This window comes from Nitratireductor alexandrii (genome assembly GCF_004000215.1).
Taxonomy (GTDB): domain Bacteria; phylum Pseudomonadota; class Alphaproteobacteria; order Rhizobiales; family Rhizobiaceae; genus Mangrovimarina; species Mangrovimarina alexandrii.
The window spans coordinates 597,425-621,484 of record NZ_RBVY01000001.1 but is presented as its reverse complement, the minus strand read 5'-3'; the positions used below and the strand labels follow the sequence as shown (position 1 = coordinate 621,484).

Annotated in this window: 26 protein-coding genes; 5 read left to right on the top strand and 21 right to left on the bottom strand. The window is 66.0% G+C overall.

The annotated features are described in order from the left end of the window. Positions 1 to 10: 10 nt before the first annotated feature. The 11 genes from EP380_RS02975 to aroC all read right to left on the bottom strand — a co-directional run bounded on the left by EP380_RS02975 (position 11) and on the right by aroC (position 10,643). Positions 11 to 1,261, bottom strand: a complete 1,251-nt coding sequence (locus EP380_RS02975) for a class I SAM-dependent RNA methyltransferase (RefSeq protein WP_127596420.1) — start codon at positions 1,259 to 1,261, stop codon at positions 11 to 13. After that, positions 1,258 to 2,022 carry a TlyA family RNA methyltransferase gene (locus EP380_RS02970; RefSeq protein WP_127596417.1) on the bottom strand — a complete coding sequence of 255 codons (765 nt, stop codon included), beginning with the start codon at positions 2,020 to 2,022 and terminating at the stop codon, positions 1,258 to 1,260. The genes EP380_RS02975 and EP380_RS02970 overlap by 4 nt, the downstream gene beginning before the upstream one ends. A 59-nt stretch (positions 2,023 to 2,081) precedes the next feature. Further along, the gene (locus EP380_RS02965; protein WP_106571250.1) at positions 2,082 to 2,351 is read right to left on the bottom strand and encodes a hypothetical protein; all 270 of its coding nucleotides are present in this window, start codon (positions 2,349 to 2,351) and stop codon (positions 2,082 to 2,084) included. A gap of 113 nt (positions 2,352 to 2,464) precedes the next feature. Next, entirely contained in the window at positions 2,465 to 4,384 is a 1,920-nt protein-coding gene (gene dxs, locus EP380_RS02960) for a 1-deoxy-D-xylulose-5-phosphate synthase (protein ID WP_106571251.1), read from the bottom strand. A 78-nt stretch (positions 4,385 to 4,462) separates the two neighbouring features. Next, positions 4,463 to 5,383, bottom strand: a complete 921-nt coding sequence (locus EP380_RS02955; RefSeq protein ID WP_127596415.1) for a pirin family protein — start codon at positions 5,381 to 5,383, stop codon at positions 4,463 to 4,465. Beyond that, positions 5,380 to 5,964, bottom strand: a complete 585-nt coding sequence (locus EP380_RS02950) for an NYN domain-containing protein (protein ID WP_127596412.1) — start codon at positions 5,962 to 5,964, stop codon at positions 5,380 to 5,382. The genes EP380_RS02955 and EP380_RS02950 overlap by 4 nt, the downstream gene beginning before the upstream one ends. A 123-nt stretch (positions 5,965 to 6,087) precedes the next feature. Beyond that, positions 6,088 to 6,339, bottom strand: a complete 252-nt coding sequence (locus EP380_RS02945; RefSeq protein ID WP_106571252.1) for an exodeoxyribonuclease VII small subunit — start codon at positions 6,337 to 6,339, stop codon at positions 6,088 to 6,090. Between the two features lie 2 nt (positions 6,340 to 6,341). Then, the gene (locus EP380_RS02940) at positions 6,342 to 7,268 is read right to left on the bottom strand and encodes a histone deacetylase family protein (protein ID WP_127596409.1); all 927 of its coding nucleotides are present in this window, start codon (positions 7,266 to 7,268) and stop codon (positions 6,342 to 6,344) included. A gap of 75 nt (positions 7,269 to 7,343) precedes the next feature. Next, on the bottom strand, positions 7,344 to 8,324 hold the full coding sequence (locus tag EP380_RS02935) for a hypothetical protein (RefSeq protein WP_106571254.1): 981 nt from the start codon (positions 8,322 to 8,324) through the stop codon (positions 7,344 to 7,346). A 95-nt stretch (positions 8,325 to 8,419) separates the two neighbouring features. Continuing rightward, positions 8,420 to 9,523 (bottom strand): 3,4-dihydroxy-2-butanone-4-phosphate synthase, encoded by a 1,104-nt coding sequence (ribB, locus tag EP380_RS02930; RefSeq protein ID WP_106571255.1) that lies wholly within the window; start codon positions 9,521 to 9,523, stop codon positions 8,420 to 8,422. A gap of 22 nt (positions 9,524 to 9,545) precedes the next feature. Continuing rightward, positions 9,546 to 10,643 (bottom strand): chorismate synthase, encoded by a 1,098-nt coding sequence (gene aroC / locus EP380_RS02925; protein WP_127596406.1) that lies wholly within the window; start codon positions 10,641 to 10,643, stop codon positions 9,546 to 9,548. A gap of 175 nt (positions 10,644 to 10,818) precedes the next feature. Between aroC and EP380_RS02920 the strand changes: the two genes are divergently transcribed. After that, on the top strand, positions 10,819 to 11,076 hold the full coding sequence (locus EP380_RS02920; protein ID WP_338036286.1) for a DUF1344 domain-containing protein: 258 nt from the start codon (positions 10,819 to 10,821) through the stop codon (positions 11,074 to 11,076). 7 nt (positions 11,077 to 11,083) lie between these two features. Here the strand turns inward: EP380_RS02920 and EP380_RS02915 are convergent, their stop codons facing one another. The 4 genes from EP380_RS02915 to EP380_RS02900 all read right to left on the bottom strand — a co-directional run bounded on the left by EP380_RS02915 (position 11,084) and on the right by EP380_RS02900 (position 14,082). Beyond that, entirely contained in the window at positions 11,084 to 11,671 is a 588-nt protein-coding gene (locus EP380_RS02915; RefSeq protein WP_127596403.1) for a histidine phosphatase family protein, read from the bottom strand. 45 nt (positions 11,672 to 11,716) lie between these two features. After that, positions 11,717 to 12,529 carry an enoyl-ACP reductase FabI gene (gene fabI / locus EP380_RS02910; protein WP_106571258.1) on the bottom strand — a complete coding sequence of 271 codons (813 nt, stop codon included), beginning with the start codon at positions 12,527 to 12,529 and terminating at the stop codon, positions 11,717 to 11,719. 102 nt (positions 12,530 to 12,631) lie between these two features. After that, complete coding sequence (locus EP380_RS02905) at positions 12,632 to 13,555, bottom strand: DnaJ C-terminal domain-containing protein (protein WP_127596400.1); 924 nt, start codon at positions 13,553 to 13,555, stop codon at positions 12,632 to 12,634. Positions 13,556 to 13,677: 122 nt separating this feature from the next. Further along, the gene (locus EP380_RS02900; protein WP_106571259.1) at positions 13,678 to 14,082 is read right to left on the bottom strand and encodes an RT0821/Lpp0805 family surface protein; all 405 of its coding nucleotides are present in this window, start codon (positions 14,080 to 14,082) and stop codon (positions 13,678 to 13,680) included. A 114-nt stretch (positions 14,083 to 14,196) separates the two neighbouring features. On the opposite strand from EP380_RS02900, the gene pdxH reads away from it, so the two are divergent. Next, positions 14,197 to 14,814, top strand: a complete 618-nt coding sequence (pdxH, locus tag EP380_RS02895; RefSeq protein WP_106571260.1) for a pyridoxamine 5'-phosphate oxidase — start codon at positions 14,197 to 14,199, stop codon at positions 14,812 to 14,814. A 32-nt stretch (positions 14,815 to 14,846) separates the two neighbouring features. On the opposite strand, the gene EP380_RS02890 is transcribed toward pdxH, so the two are convergent. Next, the gene (locus EP380_RS02890; protein ID WP_106571427.1) at positions 14,847 to 15,602 is read right to left on the bottom strand and encodes a crotonase/enoyl-CoA hydratase family protein; all 756 of its coding nucleotides are present in this window, start codon (positions 15,600 to 15,602) and stop codon (positions 14,847 to 14,849) included. A gap of 10 nt (positions 15,603 to 15,612) precedes the next feature. Next, on the bottom strand, positions 15,613 to 17,385 hold the full coding sequence (locus tag EP380_RS02885; RefSeq protein WP_127596397.1) for an acyl-CoA dehydrogenase family protein: 1,773 nt from the start codon (positions 17,383 to 17,385) through the stop codon (positions 15,613 to 15,615). Positions 17,386 to 17,526: 141 nt separating this feature from the next. Here EP380_RS02885 and EP380_RS02880 point away from each other — a divergent pair, with 141 nt between their 5' ends. Beyond that, entirely contained in the window at positions 17,527 to 17,754 is a 228-nt protein-coding gene (locus EP380_RS02880) for a hypothetical protein (protein WP_127596395.1), read from the top strand. Positions 17,755 to 17,781: 27 nt separating this feature from the next. On the opposite strand, the gene purD is transcribed toward EP380_RS02880, so the two are convergent. After that, a complete protein-coding gene (purD, locus tag EP380_RS02875; protein WP_127596392.1) occupies positions 17,782 to 19,062 on the bottom strand; it encodes a phosphoribosylamine--glycine ligase in 1,281 nt (426 codons plus the stop codon). Positions 19,063 to 19,203: 141 nt separating this feature from the next. On the opposite strand from purD, the gene ubiA reads away from it, so the two are divergent. Further along, entirely contained in the window at positions 19,204 to 20,187 is a 984-nt protein-coding gene (ubiA, locus tag EP380_RS02870; protein ID WP_106571264.1) for a 4-hydroxybenzoate octaprenyltransferase, read from the top strand. 13 nt (positions 20,188 to 20,200) lie between these two features. On the opposite strand, the gene EP380_RS02865 is transcribed toward ubiA, so the two are convergent. Next, on the bottom strand, positions 20,201 to 20,764 hold the full coding sequence (locus EP380_RS02865) for a DUF6101 family protein (RefSeq protein WP_106571265.1): 564 nt from the start codon (positions 20,762 to 20,764) through the stop codon (positions 20,201 to 20,203). A gap of 714 nt (positions 20,765 to 21,478) precedes the next feature. On the opposite strand from EP380_RS02865, the gene EP380_RS23920 reads away from it, so the two are divergent. Then, positions 21,479 to 21,925, top strand: coding sequence for a hypothetical protein (locus EP380_RS23920; protein ID WP_164749730.1), 447 nt, complete (start codon positions 21,479 to 21,481; stop codon positions 21,923 to 21,925). A 247-nt stretch (positions 21,926 to 22,172) separates the two neighbouring features. On the opposite strand, the gene EP380_RS02855 is transcribed toward EP380_RS23920, so the two are convergent. Together EP380_RS02855 and EP380_RS02850 are read right to left on the bottom strand one after the other, a co-directional pair. Then, positions 22,173 to 22,400, bottom strand: a complete 228-nt coding sequence (locus EP380_RS02855; protein ID WP_127596389.1) for a hypothetical protein — start codon at positions 22,398 to 22,400, stop codon at positions 22,173 to 22,175. A gap of 157 nt (positions 22,401 to 22,557) precedes the next feature. Then, complete coding sequence (locus EP380_RS02850) at positions 22,558 to 23,634, bottom strand: SagB/ThcOx family dehydrogenase (RefSeq protein WP_106571267.1); 1,077 nt, start codon at positions 23,632 to 23,634, stop codon at positions 22,558 to 22,560. Positions 23,635 to 24,060: the final 426 nt, after the last annotated feature.

The window sequence follows — 24,060 nt, the reverse complement described above, 5'->3', positions numbered from 1 at the left end:
CCGTCACGCGTCAGCGCCGCTTCTTCGCCGGTTTTTCCAAGAGCGCCACCGCCTCGACATGGGCCGACCACAAAAACTGGTCGAAAGGCGTCACCTCGACGAGACGGTAGCCGCCATCAACCAGAATGCGCAGATCGCGTGCCAGCGTCGCCGGATTGCACGACACCGCGGCAACACGCGGCACGTCGCTGATCGCGATCTGGCGCGCCTGCGCCTCCGCACCCGCCCGCGGTGGATCGAACACAAGAGCGTCGAACCGGTTCAGCTCCTTGGTCGTCAGCGGCCGGCGAAACAGGTCGCGCTTTTCCGTCGTAATGCGCTTGAGGCCGTCGGCGTGGCGAAAGCCACGGTCGAGGGCGGCGAGCGCGGCCGCGTCGTTCTCCACGGCCAGGATTTCGGCCCGTTCGGCCAGCCTGAGCGCGAAAGTGCCGACACCGCAAAAAAGATCGGCCGCGCGCCGTATTTTGTTGTGGCCCAGATGGGAAACGACGCTCGCCGCGATCACGGTTTCGATTGCGGCAACGGCCTGCAAGAACCCACCCACGGGCGGGCCGACCACGGCGCCACCGATGCTGATCTGCGGCGGGCGCGGCGCGATCAGCACCTCGCCGTCGAGCGCGAGCCGGGAAAACCCCTGGCGGATGGCGAAGTCGGCGGCGGCCCGGCGCGCCTTTTCGCCGGTCTTGCCGGCACCCGAAACCGCGATGTCGAGCCCGCTTTCGGTGTCGCTCACAGCGATGCGAAAGGTCTTGTCGGTGGCGCAGACGAGGGCCGCCAGCTCACGCAGCGCAGCGAAGGACGCGGGAATGCGCGGCACGAGGATCGGGCATTCCTCGATCGAGACGAGCCGGTGGGTGGCGGCGCGATTGTAGCCGAAGAGCAGCGCCTGCGCCGTCCTGCGCGCCGAAAAGACCGCCCGCCGGCGCGCGCCCGGTTCGCAGGCAACCGTCTCGCCGACCTCGACCTCGAGCCCCCTGCTGGCGAGTGCTGCGACCAGCTTGTCGCGCTTCCAGGCGAGATAGGCCGGGGGATCGAGATGCTGCAGCGCGCAGCCGCCGCACTCGCCGAAATGCCGGCATGCCGGTTCCACGCGCGCGGCCGAGGGCTCCACGACCGCGATCAACGTGCCGCGATCCGCCTCGACGGCCACCGTCGCCAATTCGCCCGGCAGCGCAAACGGCACATAGACCGCTCCGGCCTCGGTGTCCGCAACGCCGTCGCCCTGGGCACCGAGCCTGTCGATACGTAGCCTGGTCGTCATCGGTCCTTGATCCCCGCAAGCAGATATTCCCGGTTGCCATCCCCGCCTGCAATCGGCGAGGGCATTGTTCCAAGCCCGCGCCAGCCGGGCCGGCTTTCGAGCCATGCCGCCATGTCCTCAGCGATACGTTCGCCCAGGGCCGGATCGCGCAGGATGCCGCCCTTGCCGATCGCCGCGCGACCGGCCTCGAATTGCGGCTTGACCAGAAGCACGGCGCCGGCGCCGGCGTCGGCCAGGTCGAGTGCGGCCGGCAGCGCCAGTTTCAGCGAAATGAAAGAGACGTCGGATACGACAAGACCCACAGGGAGGTCCGCTACATGCGACGGGGCGAGATCGCGCGCGTTGAGGCCTTCGAGATTGGTGACGCGCGGATCCTCGGCAAGGCCGGCATCCAGTTGGCCATGGCCGACATCGACGGCGAAGACATGGCGCGCCCCGCGCTCGAGCAGCACCTGGGTGAAACCGCCGGTCGACGCGCCGATATCAAGCGCAACCGCACCGGCGGGATCGAGCCCGAACCGGTCGAAGGCGGCGACGAGTTTGAGTGCGGCGCGCGACACATAGGCTCGCGCCGGATCGTCGACCACGAGGCAGGCATCGCCGGCGATCCGGCTGCCCGGTTTGGTCTGCGGCCGGCCGTCGACCAGAACGGTTCCGCGCAAGACGGCATCGCGTGCCCGCGAACGGGACGCGAAAAAGCCCCGTGTCACGAGAAGATCGTCGAGGCGCAATTTGGGCGAACCGGCCTGGTTTTCCGTCATGAGCCTGTTTGACGAAAGCGGGCCGGCCACGCAAGCCGGCCCGCGCCGGCGGGCATGCGTCAGTTGGTATCGCCGGCGAGCGGCGCCACGTCGCGCGCCCGCGCCAGCCCGTCGTGCCAGAAACTGCCGGACGGCGCCGCCGAGGCGACCGTTTTGAGCTCGCCGACAAAGTCCGGCGTGTGGCCGGGCGCGAAGCTGCCGCGTATCTCGCCGATCCGTTCGGCCACGATCCGCGCCGCCGCCGCGTCGATGCTGCGGTCGACTTTCTGATCCGCCATGGCCGGCGCCGTCAGCGCCAGCCCCGCCAGCACGATCGTCAATCTCATCATTATCAAGCTCCCTGTCCCGGGAGCGTGATTAGCAGACGGAGCCTAAAATTCGGCCAAGGGACAGGGTAAGCAGGTTACGAAAAACCAGCGTAAACAGGGCGTTACGATCGGCTTCAGGCGCGGGCCGCACGGGCCTGCGCGCCGAGCGCGGCAAAGACCGTCGCCACGATCCCGGCTCGGTCGAGGCCGGCCCATTCATACATGCGCTCGGGCTTGGCCTGGTCGGTGAATTCGTCGGGCAGAACCAGCGGGCGCACCTTGAGACCGTTTTCCAGCAAGCCTTCATGGGCGAGGAAGTGCAGCACATGACTGCCGAAACCGCCGATCGCGCCTTCCTCGACCGTGACCAGAACCTCGTGCTCGCGGGCAAGGCGGGTGATCAACTCGCGGTCGAGCGGCTTGGCGAAACGGGCATCGGCGACCGTCGTCGATAGGCCGGCGGCATCGAGTTCCTCGGCGGCGGCAAGGCAATCCTGCAAGCGGGTCCCAAGCGACAACAGCGCCACCTTGGTGCCTTCGCGCAGCACCCGTCCCCTGCCGATGGCCAGAACCGAACCGCGCTCGGGCATGTCGACGCCAACGCCGTTGCCGCGCGGATAGCGGAAGGCGAGCGGCCCCTGGTCGTAGTCGACGGCGGTGCGCACCATATGGCGCAACTCGGCCTCGTCGGCGGCCGCCATCACCACGAAGCCGGGCAAGGTGGCGAGATAGGCGACGTCGAACGCGCCGCAATGGGTCGCGCCGTCGGCGCCGACATAACCCGCCCGGTCGATCGGAAAGCGCACCGGCAGGCCCTGGATGGCGATGTCGTGCACGACCTGATCGTAGGCGCGCTGCAGAAAGGTCGAATAGATCGCGGCGAACGGCTTGTAACCCTCGCTGGCAAGCCCGCCGGCGAAGGTGACGGCGTGCTGTTCGGCGATGCCGACGTCGAACATGCGCTCGGGAAACGCCTCGCCGAACAGGTCGAGCCCGGTGCCGCTCGGCATCGCCGCGGTGATGCCGACGACCCGCTCGTCCTCGCGCGCTTCCTGGATCAGGCTCTGAGCGAACACCTTGGTGTAGGACGGCGCATTGGCCGCCGGCTTGGCCTGGGCGCCGGTAATCACGTCGAACTTGTTGACGCCGTGATATTTGTCGCTCGCCGCCTCGGCCGGCGCGTAGCCCTTGCCCTTTTGGGTGACGACATGGATCAGCACCGGGCCGTCGCCGTGGTCGCGCACATTCTTCAGAACCGGGATCAGATGTTCGAGATTGTGCCCGTCGATCGGCCCGATGTGAAAAAAGCCCAGTTCCTCGAACAGTGTGCCGCCGGTGACGTAGCCGCGCGCATGCTCGACCGCGCGGGTGATCGCCTTGTCGGCGGTCTTGCCCAGATAGGAGGTGAGCTTCTTGCCGATATCGCGAATGCCCTGATAGGTGCGGCCGGAGGCCAGACGGGCCAGATAGGCGCTCATCGCGCCCGAGGGCGGGGCGATCGACATGTCGTTGTCGTTGAGGATGACGATCAGCCGGGCGTCGAGCGCGCCGGCATTGTTGAGCGCCTCGTAGGCCATGCCGGCCGACATGGCGCCGTCGCCGATCACCGCGATGACGTTGTTGTCGCCGCCCGACAGGTCGCGCGCGGCCGCCATGCCGAGCCCGGCCGAGATCGAGGTCGAGGAATGCGCGGCGCCGAACGGGTCGTATTCGCTTTCCGCGCGCTTGGTGAAACCGGACAGTCCGCCTTCCTGGCGCAGCGTGCGAATACGGTCGCGACGGCCGGTCAGGATCTTGTGCGGATAGGCCTGGTGGCCGACATCCCAGATCACCCGATCCCTGGGCGTGTCGAACACGTAGTGAATGGCGACCGTCAACTCGACCACGCCCAGCCCCGCGCCGAGATGGCCGCCGGTCTGCGAGACCGCATCGACCAGTTCGGCGCGCAGTTCCTCGGCGAGCTGCGGCAGCTTGCTTTCAGGCAGTTTTTTGAGATCGGCGGGCGTGTAGGCCTGATCCAGAAGGGGCGTTTGCGGAGGCGGGTTCGCGGCCATGGCTTTGTTTTCTTTTAAAGGCTTTACCGGACATAGGCGCTCGGGCCACGAAAGTAAACGTGCTGAAACAACGCGGGCTCATGTGCCAGGCAACGGAATGAACTCCTCCTCGTCGCCCGGCACGATGTCGAAACGGCCGCTGCGCCATTCTTCCTTGGCCTGCTCGATGCGCTCCTTGGAGGAGGAGACGAAGTTCCACCAGATATGGCGCGGCGTGCCGAGCGAGGCGCCGCCGAACAGCATGAAATGCGCGCCCGTTTCCGACGACACCACGATCTCGTCGCCAGGCCGCAGCACAAGCAGCCGGTCGGCGGCAAAGACGTCGCCGGCGATGACCACCTCGCCGTCAAGCACGTAGATCGCACGCTCCTCGACCTCGACGGGAATGCGCACGCGCGCGCCGGCGGCAAGCCGCAGATCGGCGTAGAGCGTGTCGGAGGCCGTGCGCACCGGCGACGACAGGCCGTCGAAGCCGCCGATGATGATACGGCCGGCGAGCCCGTCGGCGTCGATCACCGGCAGATCGGCCTTGGGGGTGTTTTCGAACAGCGGCGCGATCTCCTCGCGATCCTTCGGCAGGGCGAGCCAAGTCTGCAGGCCGGATATGGCGTTGTCGCGGCCGCGGGTTTCCTGCGGCGTGCGCTCGGAATGGACAATGCCGCGGCCGGCCGTCATCAAGTTCACGTCGCCGGGTTCGATCACCATCTCGGTACCGAGCGAATCGCGGTGGCGAATGGAGCCGTCGAACAGATAGGTCACCGTCGCCAGCCCGATATGGGGATGCGGCCTGACGTCGAGCGCCTGGCCGGCGCGCAGGATCGCCGGGCCCATGCGGTCGAAGAAGATGAACGGGCCGACCAGCCGCCGGCGCGCGGTCGGCAGGGCGCGGCGAACCTCGAAGCCGCCGATGTCGCGGGCGTTGGGAACGACCATCAGTTCGACCGCGTCGCAGGCGGACGCGTCGCCGGGTTTGGGGTCCTTTCCGGGGAAAAAGCTCATGAGGCCGGCCACGCCACGCGGCGTTCAAAATCCGAATGCCACAGCAGTTCCGGCGCGACCTTATGATTGGGCATCGTCGCCAAGACAATTTGCAACCCGCTGATACGCGCGTGTTTCATTGCCGGGAGGCAATCCGTGTCGCCGGACAGGAGTATGATCCGATCAACGGATCGCGTCGCAGCGTGGTTCGCGATATCCAGCCCTATTCGCATGTCCACACCTTTCTGCTCGAAGTCCGGACTAAAATCGGCGTCCGTCAATGTTGCGGCCGAAATGGGAATTTTCTTCGGTTTAAAGCCGCGAAACTTCAGCACACCGCGCCGAACCGCGAACAGGTCGCGCGCCGCCAGCTTACGAAGCCAGGCGTCGGAACCGTTGAATTCAAAGTCTTTTCCCGAAACAGGCAGCTTCGCCTTGCCGATATAGGGAGCGCAGTCGTAGTAAAATATCCGCACGAGCCGCTCATCCGGCGCAACGCACGCTTGGGCCACCTTGTCGATATAGTCGGGCTTATAAGCGTGGCCCGCTTGACGGGCCAATACACGCAAGTGGCCGCCATCAATCAAAACCGAGACACGCATAAATAACGAACCCCCGAACGTCGCCGCGCGGGGGTTCTGAATAAATGCCCGCCTACGGGCGTAGCGGATATGATGAAAACGTGGTGCAGTCTCGACAGAAAGTCAAGAGTTCACAATCGCCGCTCAAGCGCCGTCCAGCGGCTCGGTGCCTTCCGGCTTGCCCTCGCGCGACAGGCGGATCTTTTCAACCTTGGCTTCCGCGGCCTTGAGAAGCTGGTCGCAATGGCGCTTCAGCGCCTCGCCGCGCTCGTAGATCGTGATCGACTGTTCCAGCGGAACGTCGCCCTTTTCGAGGTCGTCGACAATCCGTTCGAGGGCCGCCAGCGCGTCCTCGAAGCTCATCGCCTTGATGTCCTCGTTCGGCTTGTCCGCCATCGTCATCCCTTCATCATGCGCCGGATATGGGTCGCGACCGACACGGCCAGTCCCTGAAGGTCGTAACCGCCTTCCAGAAGGCTGACAAGCCGATCGTCGCAGAACCGGCCGGCCCGCTCCATGAGTTCGCCGGTCGCCCAGTCGAAATCGTCTTCGGTCAGGTTGATCTCGGCCAGCGGATCGCGGTGATGGGCGTCGAAACCGGCCGAAATGACGATCAGGTCGGGCGCGAACTCGTCGAGCGATTTGAGAACCCGCGTGCGGAACGCCTCGCGGAAGGCGGCGCTGCCGTCGCCCGGCGAAAGCGGCGCGTTGACGATGGTGCCGGCACCGGTCTCGTGCTTGGCGCCGGTGCCGGGATAAAGCGGCATCTGGTGGGTCGAGCAATAAAGCACCGACGCGTCGTCCCAGAAAATGTCCTGGGTGCCGTTGCCGTGATGGACATCCCAGTCGATCACCGCGACACGCTCGGCGCCGTGCTTGCGCTGGGCATGGCGGGCGGCGATCGCGGCGTTGTTGAACAGGCAAAACCCCATCGCGCGGTCCTTCTCGGCGTGATGGCCGGGGGGACGGGCGGCGACGAAGACGTTGTCGGCGCGACCTTCGAAAACGTCGTCGACGGCGGCGTTGGCCGCGCCGAGCGCGGTCAGCGCGGCCTGCCAGCTCTTGGGGCTGACCGCCGTGTCGGCGTCCACCCGCGCGATCCCCTCTTCGGGAATGGCGGCATGGATCCTGTCCAGATGGGATTGCGGATGGGCATAGAGGATCGTGTCGGGATCGCCCTCGGGCGCCTCGACGCGCTCAAGCCCGGCGAAGACCTCGTGCTCGAGCGCCTTTTCGATGGCACGCAGCCGGTCCGGTCGCTCGGGATGGCCCTCCGGCGTCAGATGTTCGAGATAGATCGGGTGAGTGTAAAACCGCAGCGTCATGATTTGAGCCTAAATCACAACGCCGCGATCGGCCACCGCCAAAGACGGTTTTCCCAGCGGCCGGGCACAGCCATTTCAGGCCTGCCCGCCGTCGGCGGCCGGCGCGCCGCCGAACGCGCCCCTGGCCTTGTCGACGAGTTCGCGGAAATGACGCGACGCACCGGCCAGGCGCTGGTCCCACTCGGGATTGGGAACCTGTCCCTCGATGGTGCGGAAATAGACCGCCATCAGCGCCGCGATCGCGAAAGGCTCGATCAGCGCGGCCTTGAGCGCAAGCGCGAACACGATGGCGAGCACGAACGACCAGCCGGCAAGCTGGCCTGGCATGGCGTAGAGAATGGCGGCGGCCGGCGCCAGCATGACGAGGAAGACGGCGAAGGTCAGCAGCCACATGAACACGGCCAGCCAGACGGCGTTCTTGATCATCGTGGTGGCGTTCTGCGCGTAGAGCACGACGCCGTGGCGGGCGCTGTCGTAGGGATTGCGGCTTTCGACCCGGATATTGTAGCCGAGAATGATCTCGTCGACATAGGTCAGCGACAGGCGGACCACCGTGTTGACGAACCGGGCCAGCCCCTGCAGGCCGGGAATCGGCAGGAACGCCGCGATGCCGCCGATCAGACCGGTGACGACGCGGATCGCACCCTTGACGAGCTGGTCGAGCACGAAAAGCGCGTTCGCCTCGGCGAAACGCTCGGTGACGATCTCGCGGGCATAGGCGACCTGGCCCTTGCCGTCCGGCACCGGCTGGCCATCGATCAGCCGCACCATCACCGCGATATGACCGGCCTTGACGACGTAGAGAATATATTCGCGCAGCCAGTAGAGCACGACCGAAACCAGCGCGAAGCCCACCGCGCCGCCCCAGAACGCGACCGCGGCCGGCCCCTCGGCGCCGCCGAAGATGTGCCCGACGCCGAAGCCGATCCCGGCGCCGGTGCCGGTGGCCGCCACATAGGCGACCGTGATGCCGAAATAGACCAGCAGGCGCACCGCGATGAAAGGCCAGGTTCTGGCGAGGATCGCGAGTGTGCGCCCGATGTCAAAATCCCACATTTTCCGCTCCCGATTCGTTCGATCCGCGCGACGCTACACATTCGCGCAGGCTAATCAAACTATCGCGATACGGAGGACGTGCCGCCGACCGGGGCTCAGCGTTCCAATATGCTGGTGCGCGCGATGCGAATGCCGAACCCTTCGAGCCCGACATAGTGGCGCTCGCGCGAGGCGAGCAGATCGATGGAGGAAATGCCGAGATCGCGCAGGATCTGCGCGCCGAGGCCGATTTCGCGCCACTCGCTCTCGCGCAGGCGCGCCTCGGCATGGTCCTCGCCGGCCTCGCCCGGACGCATACGGGCCTGATGGGCGACGCCCACCGACCCCTCGCGCAGATAGACGACGACGCCGCGCTGCTTCTCGCTCATCATCGCCATGGCGCGCACCAGGCTGTCGCCGGTTCCGAACACGTCGGCAACCACGTCTTCGGAATGGAGCCGCACGGGCACTTCGTCCCCGTCGCGGATATCGCCGAAGACGATCGCCAGATGATGCATCGGCTCCCAAGGCAGCGCATAGACATGGGCCATCGCCCGCCCGGCCGGCGTCTCGACCTCGAAACAGTCGATGCGCTGAACCAGCGTTTCCTGCCTCTGGCGATAGGCGATCAGATCGGCGACCGAAACCTGCCTGAGCCCGTGCCGGTCGGCAAACGCCGAGACTTGCGGACCGCGCATCACCGACCCGTCGTCGTTGACCAGTTCGCAGATGACGCCGACCTGCGGCAGGCCGGCGAGCTTGCACAGATCGACCGCGGCCTCGGTGTGGCCCGAGCGCATCAAAACCCCGCCCTCGCGCGCGACCAGCGGAAAGATGTGGCCGGGCCGGACAAAATCGGCGGCGCCGGAATTGGGGTTGGCCAGATTGCGCACCGTGACCGTGCGGTCGTCGGCGGAAATGCCGGTGGTGGTGCCGTGCTTGTAGTCGACGGAGACCGTGAAGGCGGTGCTGTGCGGAGCGTCGTTGTCGGCGACCATCGGCGCCAGGTTCAACCGGCGCGCCTCGTCGCGGGTCATCGGCGCGCAGACGATGCCTGAGGTGTGGCGCACGATGAAGGCCATCTTTTCGGGCGTGCAATGGGTGGCGGCGACGATCAGGTCGCCTTCGTTCTCGCGCCCGTCATCGTCCATGACGACGACGATCTCGCCGCGTTCGAAGGCGCGCAGGGCCTCGACGGTCTTTTTCTGGTCGTAGGGCATGGGGCTCCGGCTTTCGATGTGCTCAGCCGCCGATCTGGCCGCGGTGGCGAAGATAATGATCGGCGATCACGCAGGCCAGCATCGCCTCGCCGATCGGCACGGCGCGAATGCCGACGCAGGGATCGTGACGCCCCTTGGTGACCACGTCGACGTCGCGGCCTTCAAGGTCCACCGAACGGCGCGGCGTCAGGATGGACGATGTCGGCTTGACGGCGAAGCGCGCCACAACCGGCTCACCGGTGGAAATGCCGCCCAGCACGCCGCCGGCGTTGTTGCTCAAGAAGCGCGGCCGGCCGTCATTGCCCATGCGCATCTCGTCGGCGTTTTCCTCGCCGGTCAGGCCGGCGGCCGCGAAACCGTTGCCGATCTCCACGCCCTTGACCGCGTTGATCGACATCATCGCCGAGGCGATGTCCTGATCGAGCTTGGCATAGACCGGCGCGCCGAGGCCGGCCGGCACGCCCTCGGCGACGATTTCGACCACGGCTCCGACAGAGGAGCCAGCCTTGCGCACGGCGTCGAGATAGTCGCTGAACACCGCCACGGAGGCCGGGTCGGGCGTGAAGAAGGGATTGTCCCGATGATCGACGAAGTCCCAGTCCCAGTTCGCCGGCTCGATGCGCTTTTCGCCCATCGCCACCAGCGCGCCGCGCACGACAAGGCCCGGAACCACCTTGCGGGCGATCGCGCCGGCGGCCACGCGCGCGGCGGTCTCGCGCGCGGACGAACGCCCGCCGCCGCGATGGTCGCGCAGCCCGTATTTGACGAAATAGCCGTAATCGGCATGGCCGGGGCGGAACTGGCGCGCGATCTCGCCATAATCCTTCGAGCGCTGATCGACGTTTTCGATCATCAGCGAGATCGGCGTGCCGGTGGTCGTCAGCGTCTCGCCATCGTCGGACGGCACGAAACCGGACAGCACCTTGACCTGGTCGGGCTCGCGCCGCTGGGTGACGAAACGCGACTTGCCCGGCCGACGACGGTCGAGCTCGCGCTGGATGTCGGCCGGCGTGAACGCGATGCCGGGCGGGCAGCCGTCGATCACGCAGCCGAGCGCGGGTCCGTGGCTTTCACCCCAGGTGGTGACGCGGAAAAGATGTCCAAAAGTGTTGTGCGACATTCACGAGGCCCATCGGCCGCCTGTGCGACCGTCGCTGCCTTCTATTTGCCTTTCCTGGATCGGTCAAACGGTCCGGGACGACGATTTAGTTTTGACACAATCGCGGTGTTTCTGCTCTTGTCTCGCCCATCCAATCACAAGACCCGCGCCGCAAGCGGGAGTCTGGCAAGAGGTCATGAGCATGCGCATCCTCGCATCGGCGCTGGTCGCCCTGTCGCTTTTCTCGGCGAGTCCAAGTCTGGCCGCCAGTGCCGAAGGCACGATCCAGTCGGTGGACCCCGACACCCTCACCATCGTGCTCGACGACGGCAAGACCTACAAGCTTCCCGGCGAAATCGACATGTCGGCGATCAGGGAAGGCATCGACATCGTCATCGCCTATGACGTGGTCAACGGCACCAACCTGATCACCGACATGGAAATCTACGAATAGCGGCGCCCTAAAGCCAATCGAGCTTGCCGTCCGCCAAGCGCAGGATGCGATCCTGCGGCACGGCCATGACGGCCGCGGCGTGGCGGTCGAGACCGCCGGCGATCAGGAAGACGGCGCGTATCACGCCGCCATGTGTCACGCATACGGCCGGGCCTTCGACCTCGGCCATCCAGCCGCGTACCCGCTCGGCGAGATCGGCATAGCTTTCCGCGTCCGGCCCCGGCGGCAGGAAATCCCATTTGGCGCGATCGCGCTGCGCGCCCATGCCGGGCCTGGCCGTTTCGATTTCCTCGATCGTAAACCCCTGCCAGTCGCCGAAATGGACCTCGACCAGGCGCGAATCGGTCCGGTAGTCCGCCGCCGGCAACCCCATTTCGGCGCGCACGATCTCCATCGTCTCGCGCGTGCGCCTGAGTGGGCTGGCGACGAAGTCGAAGCCGGAAGGATCGTCGATCAGGCGCGCGAGCACCTTGCCGTTGCGGCGCGCCTGCGCGCGCCCGGTATCGTTGATGTCGATCTCGACCTGGCCCTGGAAGCGCAGCTCGGCGTTCCAGTCGGTCTGGCCATGGCGCACGAAATAGACGAGCGGAGACATTGCAGGCACGCTTTCGCGATCATTTTCGGCAGGGCGGCGAACCGCTCAGACGGTGGAGATGTCCGGCGCGTCGACCGCCTTCATGCCCACGACATGATAACCCGAATCGACATGGTGGACCTCGCCGGTCACGCCGCGCGACAGATCGGACAGAAAATACAGGCCCGCGTCGCCGACTTCCTCGATGGTGACGGTGCGCTTCAAGGGGGCGTTGTACTCGTTCCATTTGAGGATGTAGCGGAAATCGCCGATGCCGGACGCGGCCAGCGTCTTGATCGGGCCGGCCGACAGCGCGTTGACGCGGATACCGTTGGCGCCCATGTCGACGGCCAGATAACGCACGCTGGCTTCCAGCGCCGCCTTGGCAACGCCCATCACATTATAATGCGGCATCACCTTCTCGGCGCCGTAATAGGTCAGCGTCAGGATCGATCCGCCGGCGCTCATCAGCGGCTCGGCATGCTTGGCGATCGTGGTCAGCGAATAGGCGGAGATGTCGAGAGTGCGGCGGAAATTCTCGCGCGAGGTGTCGATATAGCGGCCGTCGAGCTCGTCCTTGTCGGAAAAGGCGATCGCATGCACCAGGAAGTCGAGCCGGCCCCATTTCTGCCTGAGACCCTCGAACACCGCGGCGATGGTGTCGTCCTCGGTCACGTCGCAATGGCCGGCAACGTGGGCGCCGAGTTCGCTCGCCAGAGGATCGACCCGCTTCTTCAGCGCCTCGCCCTGATAGGTGAGCGCCAGTTCCGCGCCTTGGCCGGCGCAGGACTTGGCGATGCCCCAGGCGATCGAGCGGTTGTTGGCGACTCCCATGATGAGACCGCGTTTTCCCGCCAGCAGCCCGTTTTCACCCGCCATCGCCCTACCTTTCGTGCACCGATCAAGCTCCCGCAAGCCTATCGCACAGGCCGTATCGGTCGACAAGCCGCAACGACCGGCAAGACTTGGATGGGTGCCGCCTCATGCGCGCAAAAGCGCTTCCAGCGCGGCGCGCTTGTCCTCCGGCAGGAGGATGCGCACATGGACGAGGAGATCGCCCTCGCCGCCGGATTTTTGCGGCAAGCCGCGCCCCTTCAGGCGCAACACCTTGTCGGAGCCCGACCAGGGCGGAACCGTCACCGCGATCCTGCCCTTGACGGTCTCGACGGGAACCTTGGCGCCAAGCACGGCGTCGGCGAGGTCGACATAAAGATCGACATGCAGATTGCGGCCCTCGAGGCGATAGCGCGGATGCGGCTTGAAGCGCAGCGTGACAAGCGCGTCGCCGCCATGTTCGCCCTGCCCTTTCAGCCGAATCGTCTGACCGTCCTCGACAAAGCGCGGCAGCTTGATGGCGAGCTTGCGGCCGCCGGGCATCTGGGCGCTGACATGGGCGCCGCCGGCCGCCTCCTCCAGCGTGATGTCGAGCGTGGCGCGCAGATCGGCCGGCCGCGCCTGACCGGCGCCCGCGCCGGCGGCACCACCGGCACCGCGCCGGAAGGCCTGGCCGAACAATTCGCTGATAATGTCCTCGGCATCGCCGAAGCCGCCGGCACCCCCGGGACCGCCAGGGCCGCCGGTACGGAACTCGAAGCGCGCGCCGCCCGGGCCGGCGCCGCCGGCGCGACGGAACCCGGCGAACGGGTCGCCGTGCGCGCCACCCTCGAAGCCGTGAAAGCGCGGCTTGCCCTCGGCGTCGATCTCGCCGCGGTCGAAGGCGCCGCGCTTTTCGGCGTCGCCGACGACCTCATAGGCCTGATTGACCGCAGCGAAACGGTCCTTGGCCTTCGGGTCGTCCGGATTCTGGTCCGGGTGATATTTCTTGGCGAGCTTGCGAAACGCCGACTTGATGTCCTTGGCGCTCGCGGTCTTGGCCACGCCCAATACTTCGTACGGATCGCGCATCGTCATTGCCTGTCGAGGAAGTCAGTTGCTCGAAAACCTATATGCGAATTTCTAGGAAGAAATTCCAGTCCGGACACCGTTTTTCGCATGCAAAACGCGCTGTCGCGGCGCATGCGGCGCGCTCACACCGGTTCGAAACTGCGCGTCCACCAGCCCGCGCCCGGCGTCAGGCAGGTCTCGCCGTCGAACAGAGCGACGCCTTGGAAACTCTCCCGGGAAACCCGGAACCGGCGGCAGCGCACGCCGTCGCGCTCCAACTCGACGATGGTGGCAACCTCGCCGCGCGAGCCGGTTTCGGCATTGGCCCAGGACAATGTTCCCCCGCCCAGCGTTTCGAGATTGGCCGAGGTGACGGCGTTGCGGATCGTGGCCTCGTCGGAGCGGGTTTCGGTGTCGACGACCGCGGCGGGCGCAGGCTGAACCGCGCCGGTGACGAGCGACCTGTCGAGCCCGTCATCGCCGAGCCCGAAGCCGCTGGAGACGCACCCGCCCAATACGGCAAGCAGCGGCAAAAGCACCAGTTTCACGCCTGTGGCGCAACCGATTCCTGGCCGCAAAATTCCCCTGGACGCTTGCACCCGGCGCGACAATCCGCCATCTCCTCACGAGGCCGCAACATCATCTCCCGCGAATGGTCGACTATGAGCGAAACACCGTTAACGAAGGATGACTTCACCACCCGCGACGAGCCGGTCCGCCTGTTCGGCGACTGGCTGGCGGATGCACAAGAAAGCGAGCCCAACGATCCGACCGCCGTCGCGCTCGCCACCGTGGACCAGGACGGACTGCCCGACGTGCGCATGGTGCTGTTGAAGGGGTTCGACCGGGACGGCTTCGTTTTCTACACCAATTTCGAAAGCGCCAAGGGCGTGGAACTGCTCGGCTCGATGAAGGCGGCGATGTGCTTTCACTGGAAGTCGCTGCGCCGCCAGGTGCGCCTGCGCGGGCCGGTGGAGATCGTGTCCGACGCGGAGGCCGACGCCTATTTCGCCAGCCGCCCGCGCGGCAGCCGCATCGGCGCCTGGGCGTCGAAACAGTCGCGCCCGCTGGAAAGCCGCTTCGCGCTGGAAAAGTCGGTCGCCGAATATACCGCCCGCCACGCGGTGGGCACGATACCGAGGCCGCCGCACTGGTCCGGTTTTCGCCTGAAACCGCAGACGATCGAGTTCTGGCACGACCGGCCGTTCCGGCTCCACGACCGGGTGGTGTTCACCGCCGACGGCAAGGGCGGCTGGAATAAGACCCGGCTCTATCCCTGACGGGAGAGGACGGCCGCCGCCGTCCTCCGGCCTCAGCCAGCCTTCTTGCGGTTCATGAAGGCGACGAACGCCGCGCGCGCCTCGTCGGATTTGAGCCGGGCGCGGAAATGGGTCCCCTCCTGCTTGATACGGGCGACAACCTCCTCGCGCGGGCCGCGCATCAGGTCGCGGGCGATTTTCAGCGCCTCGGGCGGTTTGGCCGCGATCTCCTCGGCGGCGGTAAAGGCGACCGCCTCCAGCTCGTCCTCGCCGACCACGGCATAGATCAGCCCGGCCGCCCTGGCGCGCTCGGCCGAAAAGCCTTCGCCGAGCCCGAGCAGGGCAAAGGCCTGCTGGCGGCCGAGCACGGCCGGCGCGAGCAGGCTGGAGCCGGCTTCGGGCACCAGTCCCAGATCGACGAACGGCGTGCGGAACTCGGTGCGCGGCGTGGCGAAGGTCAGGTCGCAATGCAGATTGATCGTCGTGCCGATGCCCACGGCAACGCCGTCGACGGCCGAGACCAGCGGCTTCTGCGACTGGGCGAGCGCGACGAGAAAGTCGTAGACCTCCATGCCGCCGTCGCCGCCCATGGCGACGGCCATGAAGTCCTGCAGGTCGTTGCCGGAGGAAAACGCGCCCGGCACGCCGAGGATGAGATGGACGCGGACGGCCGGATCGGCATCGCCCTCGGTCAGCGCCTTGGCCATGACGGCATACATCGCCCGCGTGATGGCGTTCTTCTTGTCCGGGCGGTTCATCCGGATCGTCTGGACGGCGCCGCGACGTTCGATTTCGACATGTTCGCTCATCGGCCCGTCCTCAATTGAGCGCGGCGGCGGCGAGCGCCAGGCTTTCGGCACCGTCGCAGGCGCGCTCGCGCAGCGCGCCGGTCTCGCCGGCAAGGTTTTCGCAAAAGAAGCGGCACAACGCGACCCGCTCGGCAGACTGCGCCGCCACCGCGCCGCGGCCGAGACAGGCGGCGCCCGCCGCGAGCGCGAACAAGCGCAGATAGGGCGTCGCGCCGGCCAGGGCCTCGTCGGTCCGGCCGTCGGCGAGCGCGGCCTGCATGAAGCGGGTCGCCGCCTCGAGATCGTCGAGCGCGGCGGCGATCTTTTCGGCACTGCGGCCGAATGCGGGCAGGTTGGAGGCACGCACGGCCTCGACGTCTTCGCGCAGTTCGGCGATGTAGCCGAGCACGTGCTCGCCGCCCGACTGCGGCAGCTTGCGCATCACCAGATCGATCGCCTGGATGCCGTTGGTGCCCTCGTAAATCGGCGCGATGCGGGCGTCGCGGTAGAGCGCGGCGGCGCCGGTCTCCTCGACATACCCCATGCCGCCATGCACCTGGACGCCGAGCGAGGCGACGTCGACGCCGACATCGGTGGCAAACGCCTTGGCGATCGGGGTCAAAAGATTGGCACGCTCCTGCCAGTGGCGCGCCGCATCGCCCGATTTGGCCTCGGCCATGTCGGTGGCGTGGGCGCAGCAATAGGCGATCGCCCGTGCGGCCTGGGTAAGCGCCCCCATCGTCAGCAGGTTGCGCTGCACGTCGGGATGCAGGACGATCGGCGCCATGCCGTCGCCGTCATGGCCGGCGGCCTTGCCCTGACGGCGCTCCTGGGCATAGGCGCGCGCCTTTTGATAGGCGGCCTCGGCAACGGCCACGCCCTGCATGCCGACGGCCAAGCGCGCATTGTTCATCATCGTGAACATGCAGGCCAGCCCGCGGTTTTCCTCGCCGATCAGCCAGCCGACGGCGCCGGGCTCGCGATCCTCGGCGAAACCATCGCCATAGATCATCGTGCAGGTGGGCGAGGCGTGAATGCCGAGCTTGTGTTCGATCGAGGCACAAAAGACGTCGTTGCGCGCCCCCGGCACGCCATCGTCGTCGGGCAGGAATTTCGGCACCAGAAACAGCGAGATGCCGCGCGTGCCGGCCGGCGCGTCGGGCAGGCGCGCCAGAACAAGATGCACGATATTGTCGGTAAAATCGTGCTCGCCATAGGTGATGAAGATTTTTTGGCCGAAGATGCGATAGGTGCCGTCATCGGCCCGTTCGGCGCGCGCGCGCAACGCGTTCAGGTCGGAACCGGCCTGCGGCTCGGTCAGGTTCATCGTGCCCATCCATTCGCCGGAGATCAGCTTGGGCAGATAAAGCGCCTTCAACGCGTCGCTGGCGTGTTTTTCCAGCGCGTCGACGGCGCCCATGGTCAGGATCGGGCCGATGCCGAAAGCCATCGAGGCGGAGTTCCACATTTCCAGCGCCGCCACGCCGAGCATGCCGGGCAGACCCTGGCCGCCATGGTCCTGCGGCAGCGACAGCCCATTCCAGCCGCCGTCGACCCAGCGGCGATAGAGATCCTTCCAGCCCTCGGGCATCGTCACCGCCGCATCCTTCAGCACCGCGCCGGTTTCGTCTCCGACCTTGGCAAGCGGGGCGACCTCCTCGCCGGCAAAACGCCCGGCCTCGCCGAGGATCGCATCGACCAGATCGGGCGACAGATCGGGAAAAAGCCCTTCGTCGATGGCAGCGCGCAGACCCGCCACCTCGTTGAGGGCGAAGGCGATATCGTCGACGGGTGCTCGGTACATGGTCTTTCTCCCGGATTGTGAGCGCGGCGATCGTCGCGCCTCTGTTGCTGCGCATCCAAGGGCTAGATTTTTTTGACGTAAACGTCAATTGATCCCACGACATGCATTGCGATTCGGTCGCGAGCGGTCTAACCGGGCGGCATGCTGGAGCGGCCCGAAAAATTCAGATGCGTGGAATGCGGCCTGTCCTTCGGGGCGGCGGGCTTTCACCATCATCACGGCATGGTCGAAGACGGGCCGGCCTATTGGTGCGACCGGGGCGTCCTGTGCTCGCCGGCCTGCTCGCTTGCGCATCACCGCCGCCGCGCGGCCGAGGGCACGCTGCCGGACAAGCCGGCGCCGGACCCGTTCGACGATTTCTCGCACTGAGGTCCGGCGGCGGGTCGGGCGCCGGGTTCAGCCGTCGTGCGTTTCGCGCGCGATCGCCCGCCAGCCGATGTCGCGACGGCAAAACCCGCCCGGCCAGTCGATCCGGTCGACGGCTGCGTAGGCGCGTTCGCGCGCCTCGGCCACGGATGCGCCGAGCGCGGTGACGTTGAGCACCCGCCCGCCGGCGGCGACGAGCCCGCCGTCGACCTGCGCGGTGCCGGCATGGAATATCTCGACGCCCTCCCCCGCCGCCGCCTCCAGGCCGGCAATCGGCGAGCCCTTTTCGGGCGTGCCGGGATAGCCGCGCGCGGCCATCACCACGGTGAGCGCGGCTTCGTCGCGCCAGCGTGCCGACATGGGGGCGAGCTGACCGTCGGCGGCCGCCTTCAGCAGCACCAGCAGGTCGTCCTCGAGCCGCATCAGCAGCACCTGGCATTCGGGATCGCCGAAACGCACATTGTATTCGATCAGCTTGGGACCGTCGCGGGTCAGCATCAGCCCGGCATAAAGCACGCCGGAAAACGGCGTGCCCGCCTCGGCCAGCCCACGCATCGTCGGCTCGATGATCGTGCGCATCGTGGCCTCGACCAGGTCCGGCGTCATCACGGCGGCCGGCGAGTAGGCGCCCATGCCGCCGGTATTGGGACCGGTATCGCCCTCGCCGACGCGCTTGTGGTCCTGTGCGGTGCCGAAGGGCAGCGCGGTGGTGCCGTCGCACAGGCAGAAGAAGCTCGCCTCCTCGCCCTCCAGGAAATCCTCGATCACCAATTCGGCGCCGGCCGCGCCGAAGGCGCCCTCGAAACAGGCGTCGACCGCCTCGAGCGCCTCGGCCAGCGTCATCGCGACCGTCACCCCCTTGCCGGCGGCCAGCCCGTCGGCCTTGATGACGATCGGCGCGCCTTTTTCGCGCAGATAGGCCTTGGCCTTCGGCGCGTTGTTGAACCGACGATAGGCGGCGGTGGGGATGGCGTGACGATCGCACAGATCCTTGGTGAAGCCCTTGGAGCCCTCGAGCTGCGCGGCCGCGGCCGAGGGGCCGAAAACGGCGATACCGGCCGCGCGCAGCGTGTCGGCAAGCCCGGCGACAAGCGGTGCCTCGGGGCCGACGACGACGAGATCGATGCGCCTGTTGCGGCAGAAGGCGGCAACGGCATCGTGATCGTCTATATCGAGCGCCACCAGGTCGGCATGGGCGGCGATGCCGGGATTGCCGGGCGCGGCGTAGAGTTTTTTCAGCAGCGGCGAGGCGGCGAGTTTCCAGGCCAATGCGTGCTCGCGCCCGCCCGAGCCGATCAAAAATACGTTCATCACCTGCCTCGCCGATTCCTTCGCCTCCGCGTTCGGCTATTGGGGTCCGGGCACAAGGTCAAGGGCGACGGCCGGCCGGAACGGCGCGCCGGGCGCTTCGCGCGCTTGACGTTGCCGCCCGCCCCTGCCACTTCAGCCGGCATGGACAAGATACAATCCCTCGCGCAGCAGGGCCGCGTCGCCGACGCGCCGTCCGGCCACTGGGTCTATCGGGTGCTGCCGCGCGCGGTGTGGCCTTTTGCCCAGCTCGCACGCTGGGACCGCCCGATCGGCTGGAAATTGCTGATGTGGCCGTGCTGGTGGTCGGCGGCCCTGGCCGCGGCAGCCTATGCGCGGCCCGGCGACCCGCTCATGAGCCTGCTGCCCAATCCCTGGCATCTCGCGCTTTTTTTGATCGGAGCCGTCGCCATGCGCGGCGCGGGCTGTACCTATAACGACCTGGTCGACCAGAAGATCGACGCCATGGTCGAGCGCACGCGCTCACGGCCGCTGCCATCGGGCAAGGTATCGCGGCGCCAGGCCTGGGCCTTTCTGGTCGCGCAGGCGCTCGTCGGACTGGTCGTGCTTTTGCAGTTCAACACGTTCGCGATCCTGCTCGGCATCGCCTCGCTGGCGATCGTCGCCGCCTATCCGTTCATGAAACGCATCACCGACTGGCCGCAACTCGTCCTCGGCCTCGCCTTTTCCTGGGGCGCGCTGGTGGGCTGGGCGGCGGTGTTCGCCAGCCTCGACACGCCGGCCCTGCTGCTTTACGCGGGGTCGATCCTGTGGGTGATCGGCTACGACACGATCTATGCCCACCAGGACAAGGAGGACGACGCGATCGTCGGCGTGCGTTCCACCGCGCGCCTGTTCGGCGACAACACCAAAACCTGGCTGTCGGGCCTCTACGGCGGCGCGCTGCTGTTGATGGCGGCGGCCTGCGCCTCGGCCGAGGCGCCGCTGCCGGCACTTGCCGGGCTGGTCGCCGCGGCGATCCACATGACGCGTCAGATCCGCGTGCTCGACATCGACGACGGCGCGCAGTGCTTGCGCCTGTTCCATTCCAACGCCGTGGTCGGCTGGCTGATTTTCGCCGGCTTCGTCGGCTCGGGGCTGTGGGCGGCGCTCAAACCGATGGTTTGAACTCGAAGCCGGCCTATTCGCGCGCGACGATCTCGTCGCCCCCGACCACCAGCCGCACTCCGAGATCGCCGGTCTTGCGGCGGGCGAGGAAGCGAGGCCGGCGCACCGCGGATCCCCGACGCTTGCGGCGTTCCTTGGGCGCCGGCATCCGCGCCGAACTCAGCGATTCCTCGAGCGAACGCGCCACACCGTCCGATTCGATCAGCAGCATCGGCAGCCGGTACGCCTCGGCCCAGTTGCGCCAGTCGGCGGCGATGTCGTCGAGGTCGTGAGCGACCAGAAGCGGCACGCACAACATCGGATCGCCATGCAGCAATTCCAGCGTGACGGTGACGTTGCCGTCCTCGTCCTCAATGGCGCGGGCGGCCACGCCCTTGAAGGCGTTGGCCGGCAGCGCGACCGTGACCGGAAGCCGGCTGTGCGCCAAGGTGCGGTGCATCACGGCGCCGCGCTTATCGATCTTGACCGTGACCTCGCCATAATCGTCGCGGGCCGCATAGCTCGCGATCTGGGGAAGCCGGAACGGGTCGAGCCGCATATAGCGCCCGGCCCAAACTGGGTTCGACACCGTGTTCATCACTTACGCCTTCCTGCAACGCCTGAGAGCCGGTTTCCGGTTCTCGCGGGCCGGTTGTCCGGCCTCTTTGTGCTTGCAAGCTAGCGCGGCGACCTTACCGGCGCGCTTAAGAAGTTGGGTTAAATTTTGCTGATCTGGCAAATGGTTATCGGAATCCGACCGATAAACCGGACCGCAACCAAGATGGATGGGAGGTTAAGGCGTTGTAGCGCGCAACTGTAGCGCGCAACTTCGAATGGCACCAACTTATTTTTCCGTCGCTGGCACGTGAACACGTTCAAAGCCGGCTGACCGACACCTTGGTGTGCTGTCGATGGAGATGGGACACTGCCGCGCAAAAAAACCCGCCGGCACATGGCCGACGGGGCTTGGATGCGGATCAGGTCCGCCGCGATTTTGGGATAACGACCAGCCGCCCGCCGGTCTATGGCGGGATCGCGCTATGTCGCCTCACGATCGGTATCCGCGAAGTTAGCCTCTGTCTTTTTTCAATGGGCCCGCATTCCTAGCTTTTTGGTCACTAGCGTTTTTCACGATCACTTCGATCGAGCCAAGTGGTGCTTTACAGCCTGAACATGCGACCGTTTCCCAATCCGCCACCGTGCCGGCTAGAACAAGATCGTTCTTCCGTCCACATTTCGGACAAATGACCCCGACCTCATCCATCGGTCCCTCCCAGCGAGCTATCGTCGCATCGATGATGTTTCGAGATGCTTGACGTCTCGCTGTCAAGCGGCAGATGCGGGACGATACGAAGCCGCAATCGGCAAATCAACTGAGCTACGAAATGATCAGCTCGCGCGCGGGCGTGCCCTTGCCGCCGCCGATCGAATAGCGCAGCTCTACCTCCTCCTGAACGAACCCGGCAAAAATCGCTCGTGTCTCCGGCACGTCGTTGATCGACAGGATGAACCGTCCCTTCAGGCAAGCCAGGCGCGCGGCGATCGCCTCGAACTGCTCGCGGCCGAAAAGCGCGCGGCCGTAATCGCCTTCCGAGCCCCAGTATGGCGGGTCGAGGTAAAACAGCGTCTGCGGCCGGTCGTACCGGTCGATGAAGGCCAGCCAATCAAGTTGCTCGATGACGACGCCGGCAAGCCGCTCATGCAGGGCGACAAGCAGCGGCTCCAGCCGTGTGAGGTTGAAGGCAGCGGCCTGCTGTAACGCGCAAGTTCAGTTGGCAGACTTCCGGGATTGTGTGGGTAAAGGTAAAAAATCGCGCCGGTACGGCGTGTTGCGCGGCGAACGGCGCAAGACGGGGTCCCGCCCGCGGCGGGCACGCAAGTTCATTCGTCGGTGGCGGCACGAAACGCCGGCAAATCCGGCATGCGGAGATCGCCGCCTTGCCGCCGGCAAGGGGCAGGACGTGGACGGGGCAGACGTTACGGCCGGGGTCGGCGGTCCGGCGCGGCTACTCCGCGGCCAGTCGATGCGAAAGGTCGGCGCTCTGCTTGTCGGATTCGGCGAAAATCCGCTCTTCGCGAATGGTGTCGCTGAGCTCGAGATAGGCCATCTCGACGAAATAGGCTGTCAGTTGCAGCCCCGCCGAGGCGGCGATTTCGCGCATTTCACGCAGTTGCCCGTTCAAATAGGCAATCTGCTCCCGACGTGTCACCGATCCCTTGGTGCGAGTGTCCATGATCCTGTCCTGTTGTCTTGGATGGTCCTAAACTCATGGGATACTCTTACGCACGAATACTGATCTTGTTCGGGCAGCGCCTCGGCTTCACCGAGTCACCGCCCGCTTGATACGATTACAAACGACATCCTCGCGCGGAAGCAGCAGCGCGGGGAACTCAATGTGCACTCATCTTGGCGGTGCGCTCGAATTCGGCGCGGTCCGGCCTGGCCAGCGTCAACGCATAGATCGGTGCGACGGCGACCGAATCGAATTTCAGCAACTGCGAAATGCGGGCATGGGACAAAGCCGCCGTCGGACAGGCCGTGAGGCCGTGATGCGTCGCGGCGAGCATGACGTTCTGGCCGATATGCCCGGCTTCGATCAGCACGACCCGATAGGCGTTCGGGTCCTCGTATTTCCACATCGTGCGGCGCAGGTCCGCCGCCAACACGATCAGGCAGGCCATCTCGTCCGCCCATTCCTGGGTGCCCGTCAGTTCGGACAATTTGGGCAGGCAGGCGGCCTCGATCCTGCCCAGGTCGTGGTCGAGCGCCGAATAATGATAGATGCCGGGCGCCAGCCCCTCGACGGAGCGGGCGAAGACATAGGCCTCGTAAGGATTGCGCGCGCCGCCGGACGGCGTCATGGACAAAGGCAGCGAGCCCGTCACGCCCTGCGTATTGCCGGTGATGCCGAGCCCGGCGAACAGGCAGTCGCTGAGTTGCTTCAAGGTGATGGTGTCGGCGCCTGCCTTGCGGACGGTCCGGCGGCGGGCCATCAGTTGAAACAGATCGTTGCCCTCCAGAGCGTCCGGCAGTCGGATCGCCTGGTCTGGCGCATTGCGCAGCCACAGCACCGGCGATGTCGAGCCTGCGGCCTTGTCGACCTGCCGCTGCGCGGCCTCTTCGGCGGTCAGATAGTCAGGGTTTTGCACGCAAAAATGCATCAGGGCGGTCGGAATGCCCCATGACCAGTCGCGCTCGAAGCTTGCTTCGCGGTCGGCCAGTTCCGAGCCTTCCACAACCAGCGCCGACAGGTCGACGAGCTGGCGCGAAAGGTCCTCCGCCTCTTCCTGGCTCAGCCCTTCCACCAGGCCGGCCAACGCGCCCGGCGGCTGCCATTGCGACCAGGTGTTGAGCACGGCGACCAGATCGGGACTGCAGGCAAAAGTCTGGCGCGACAGGAAATTGCAGCCGATCAGGGTGTGATCGTCGTGGGTAAAAACCAGGGTGCGCGATGGCCGAACCAGCATTGTCTCCGTCCCGTCTTCATAGCCGGCGTCGTCGATCCGGAACGGATCGACGACGCCGTTGATATTGCTCAGCGGGAGAAGTGCCAGCCCGGGCCGACGAAAACCTTGGTCGACACAGCCGAAACCACAAGATTCTTCTTCGAAGTCTTCATGATCATTTCCCTCTCATTTGCTCCGCGATTTTGCGGTAACGACAGAACGCTAGCGAGGGAACTCCTAACGAATGGTATATTTTGACTTCTTAACTACGTATAAATAAATAAATTACCTCTAATTAATTTATGTTGCTCTAATTATGATGATATTTACTCTTATAAAGAAGAAAGTTCATCATAAATACAGCAATAAAAAAGCAGGCTCGAAAGCCTGCAACAGCGCCCGGCACCGCGTCGCGGCACCGGCTGATTCTCACATGAGGAAGACGGA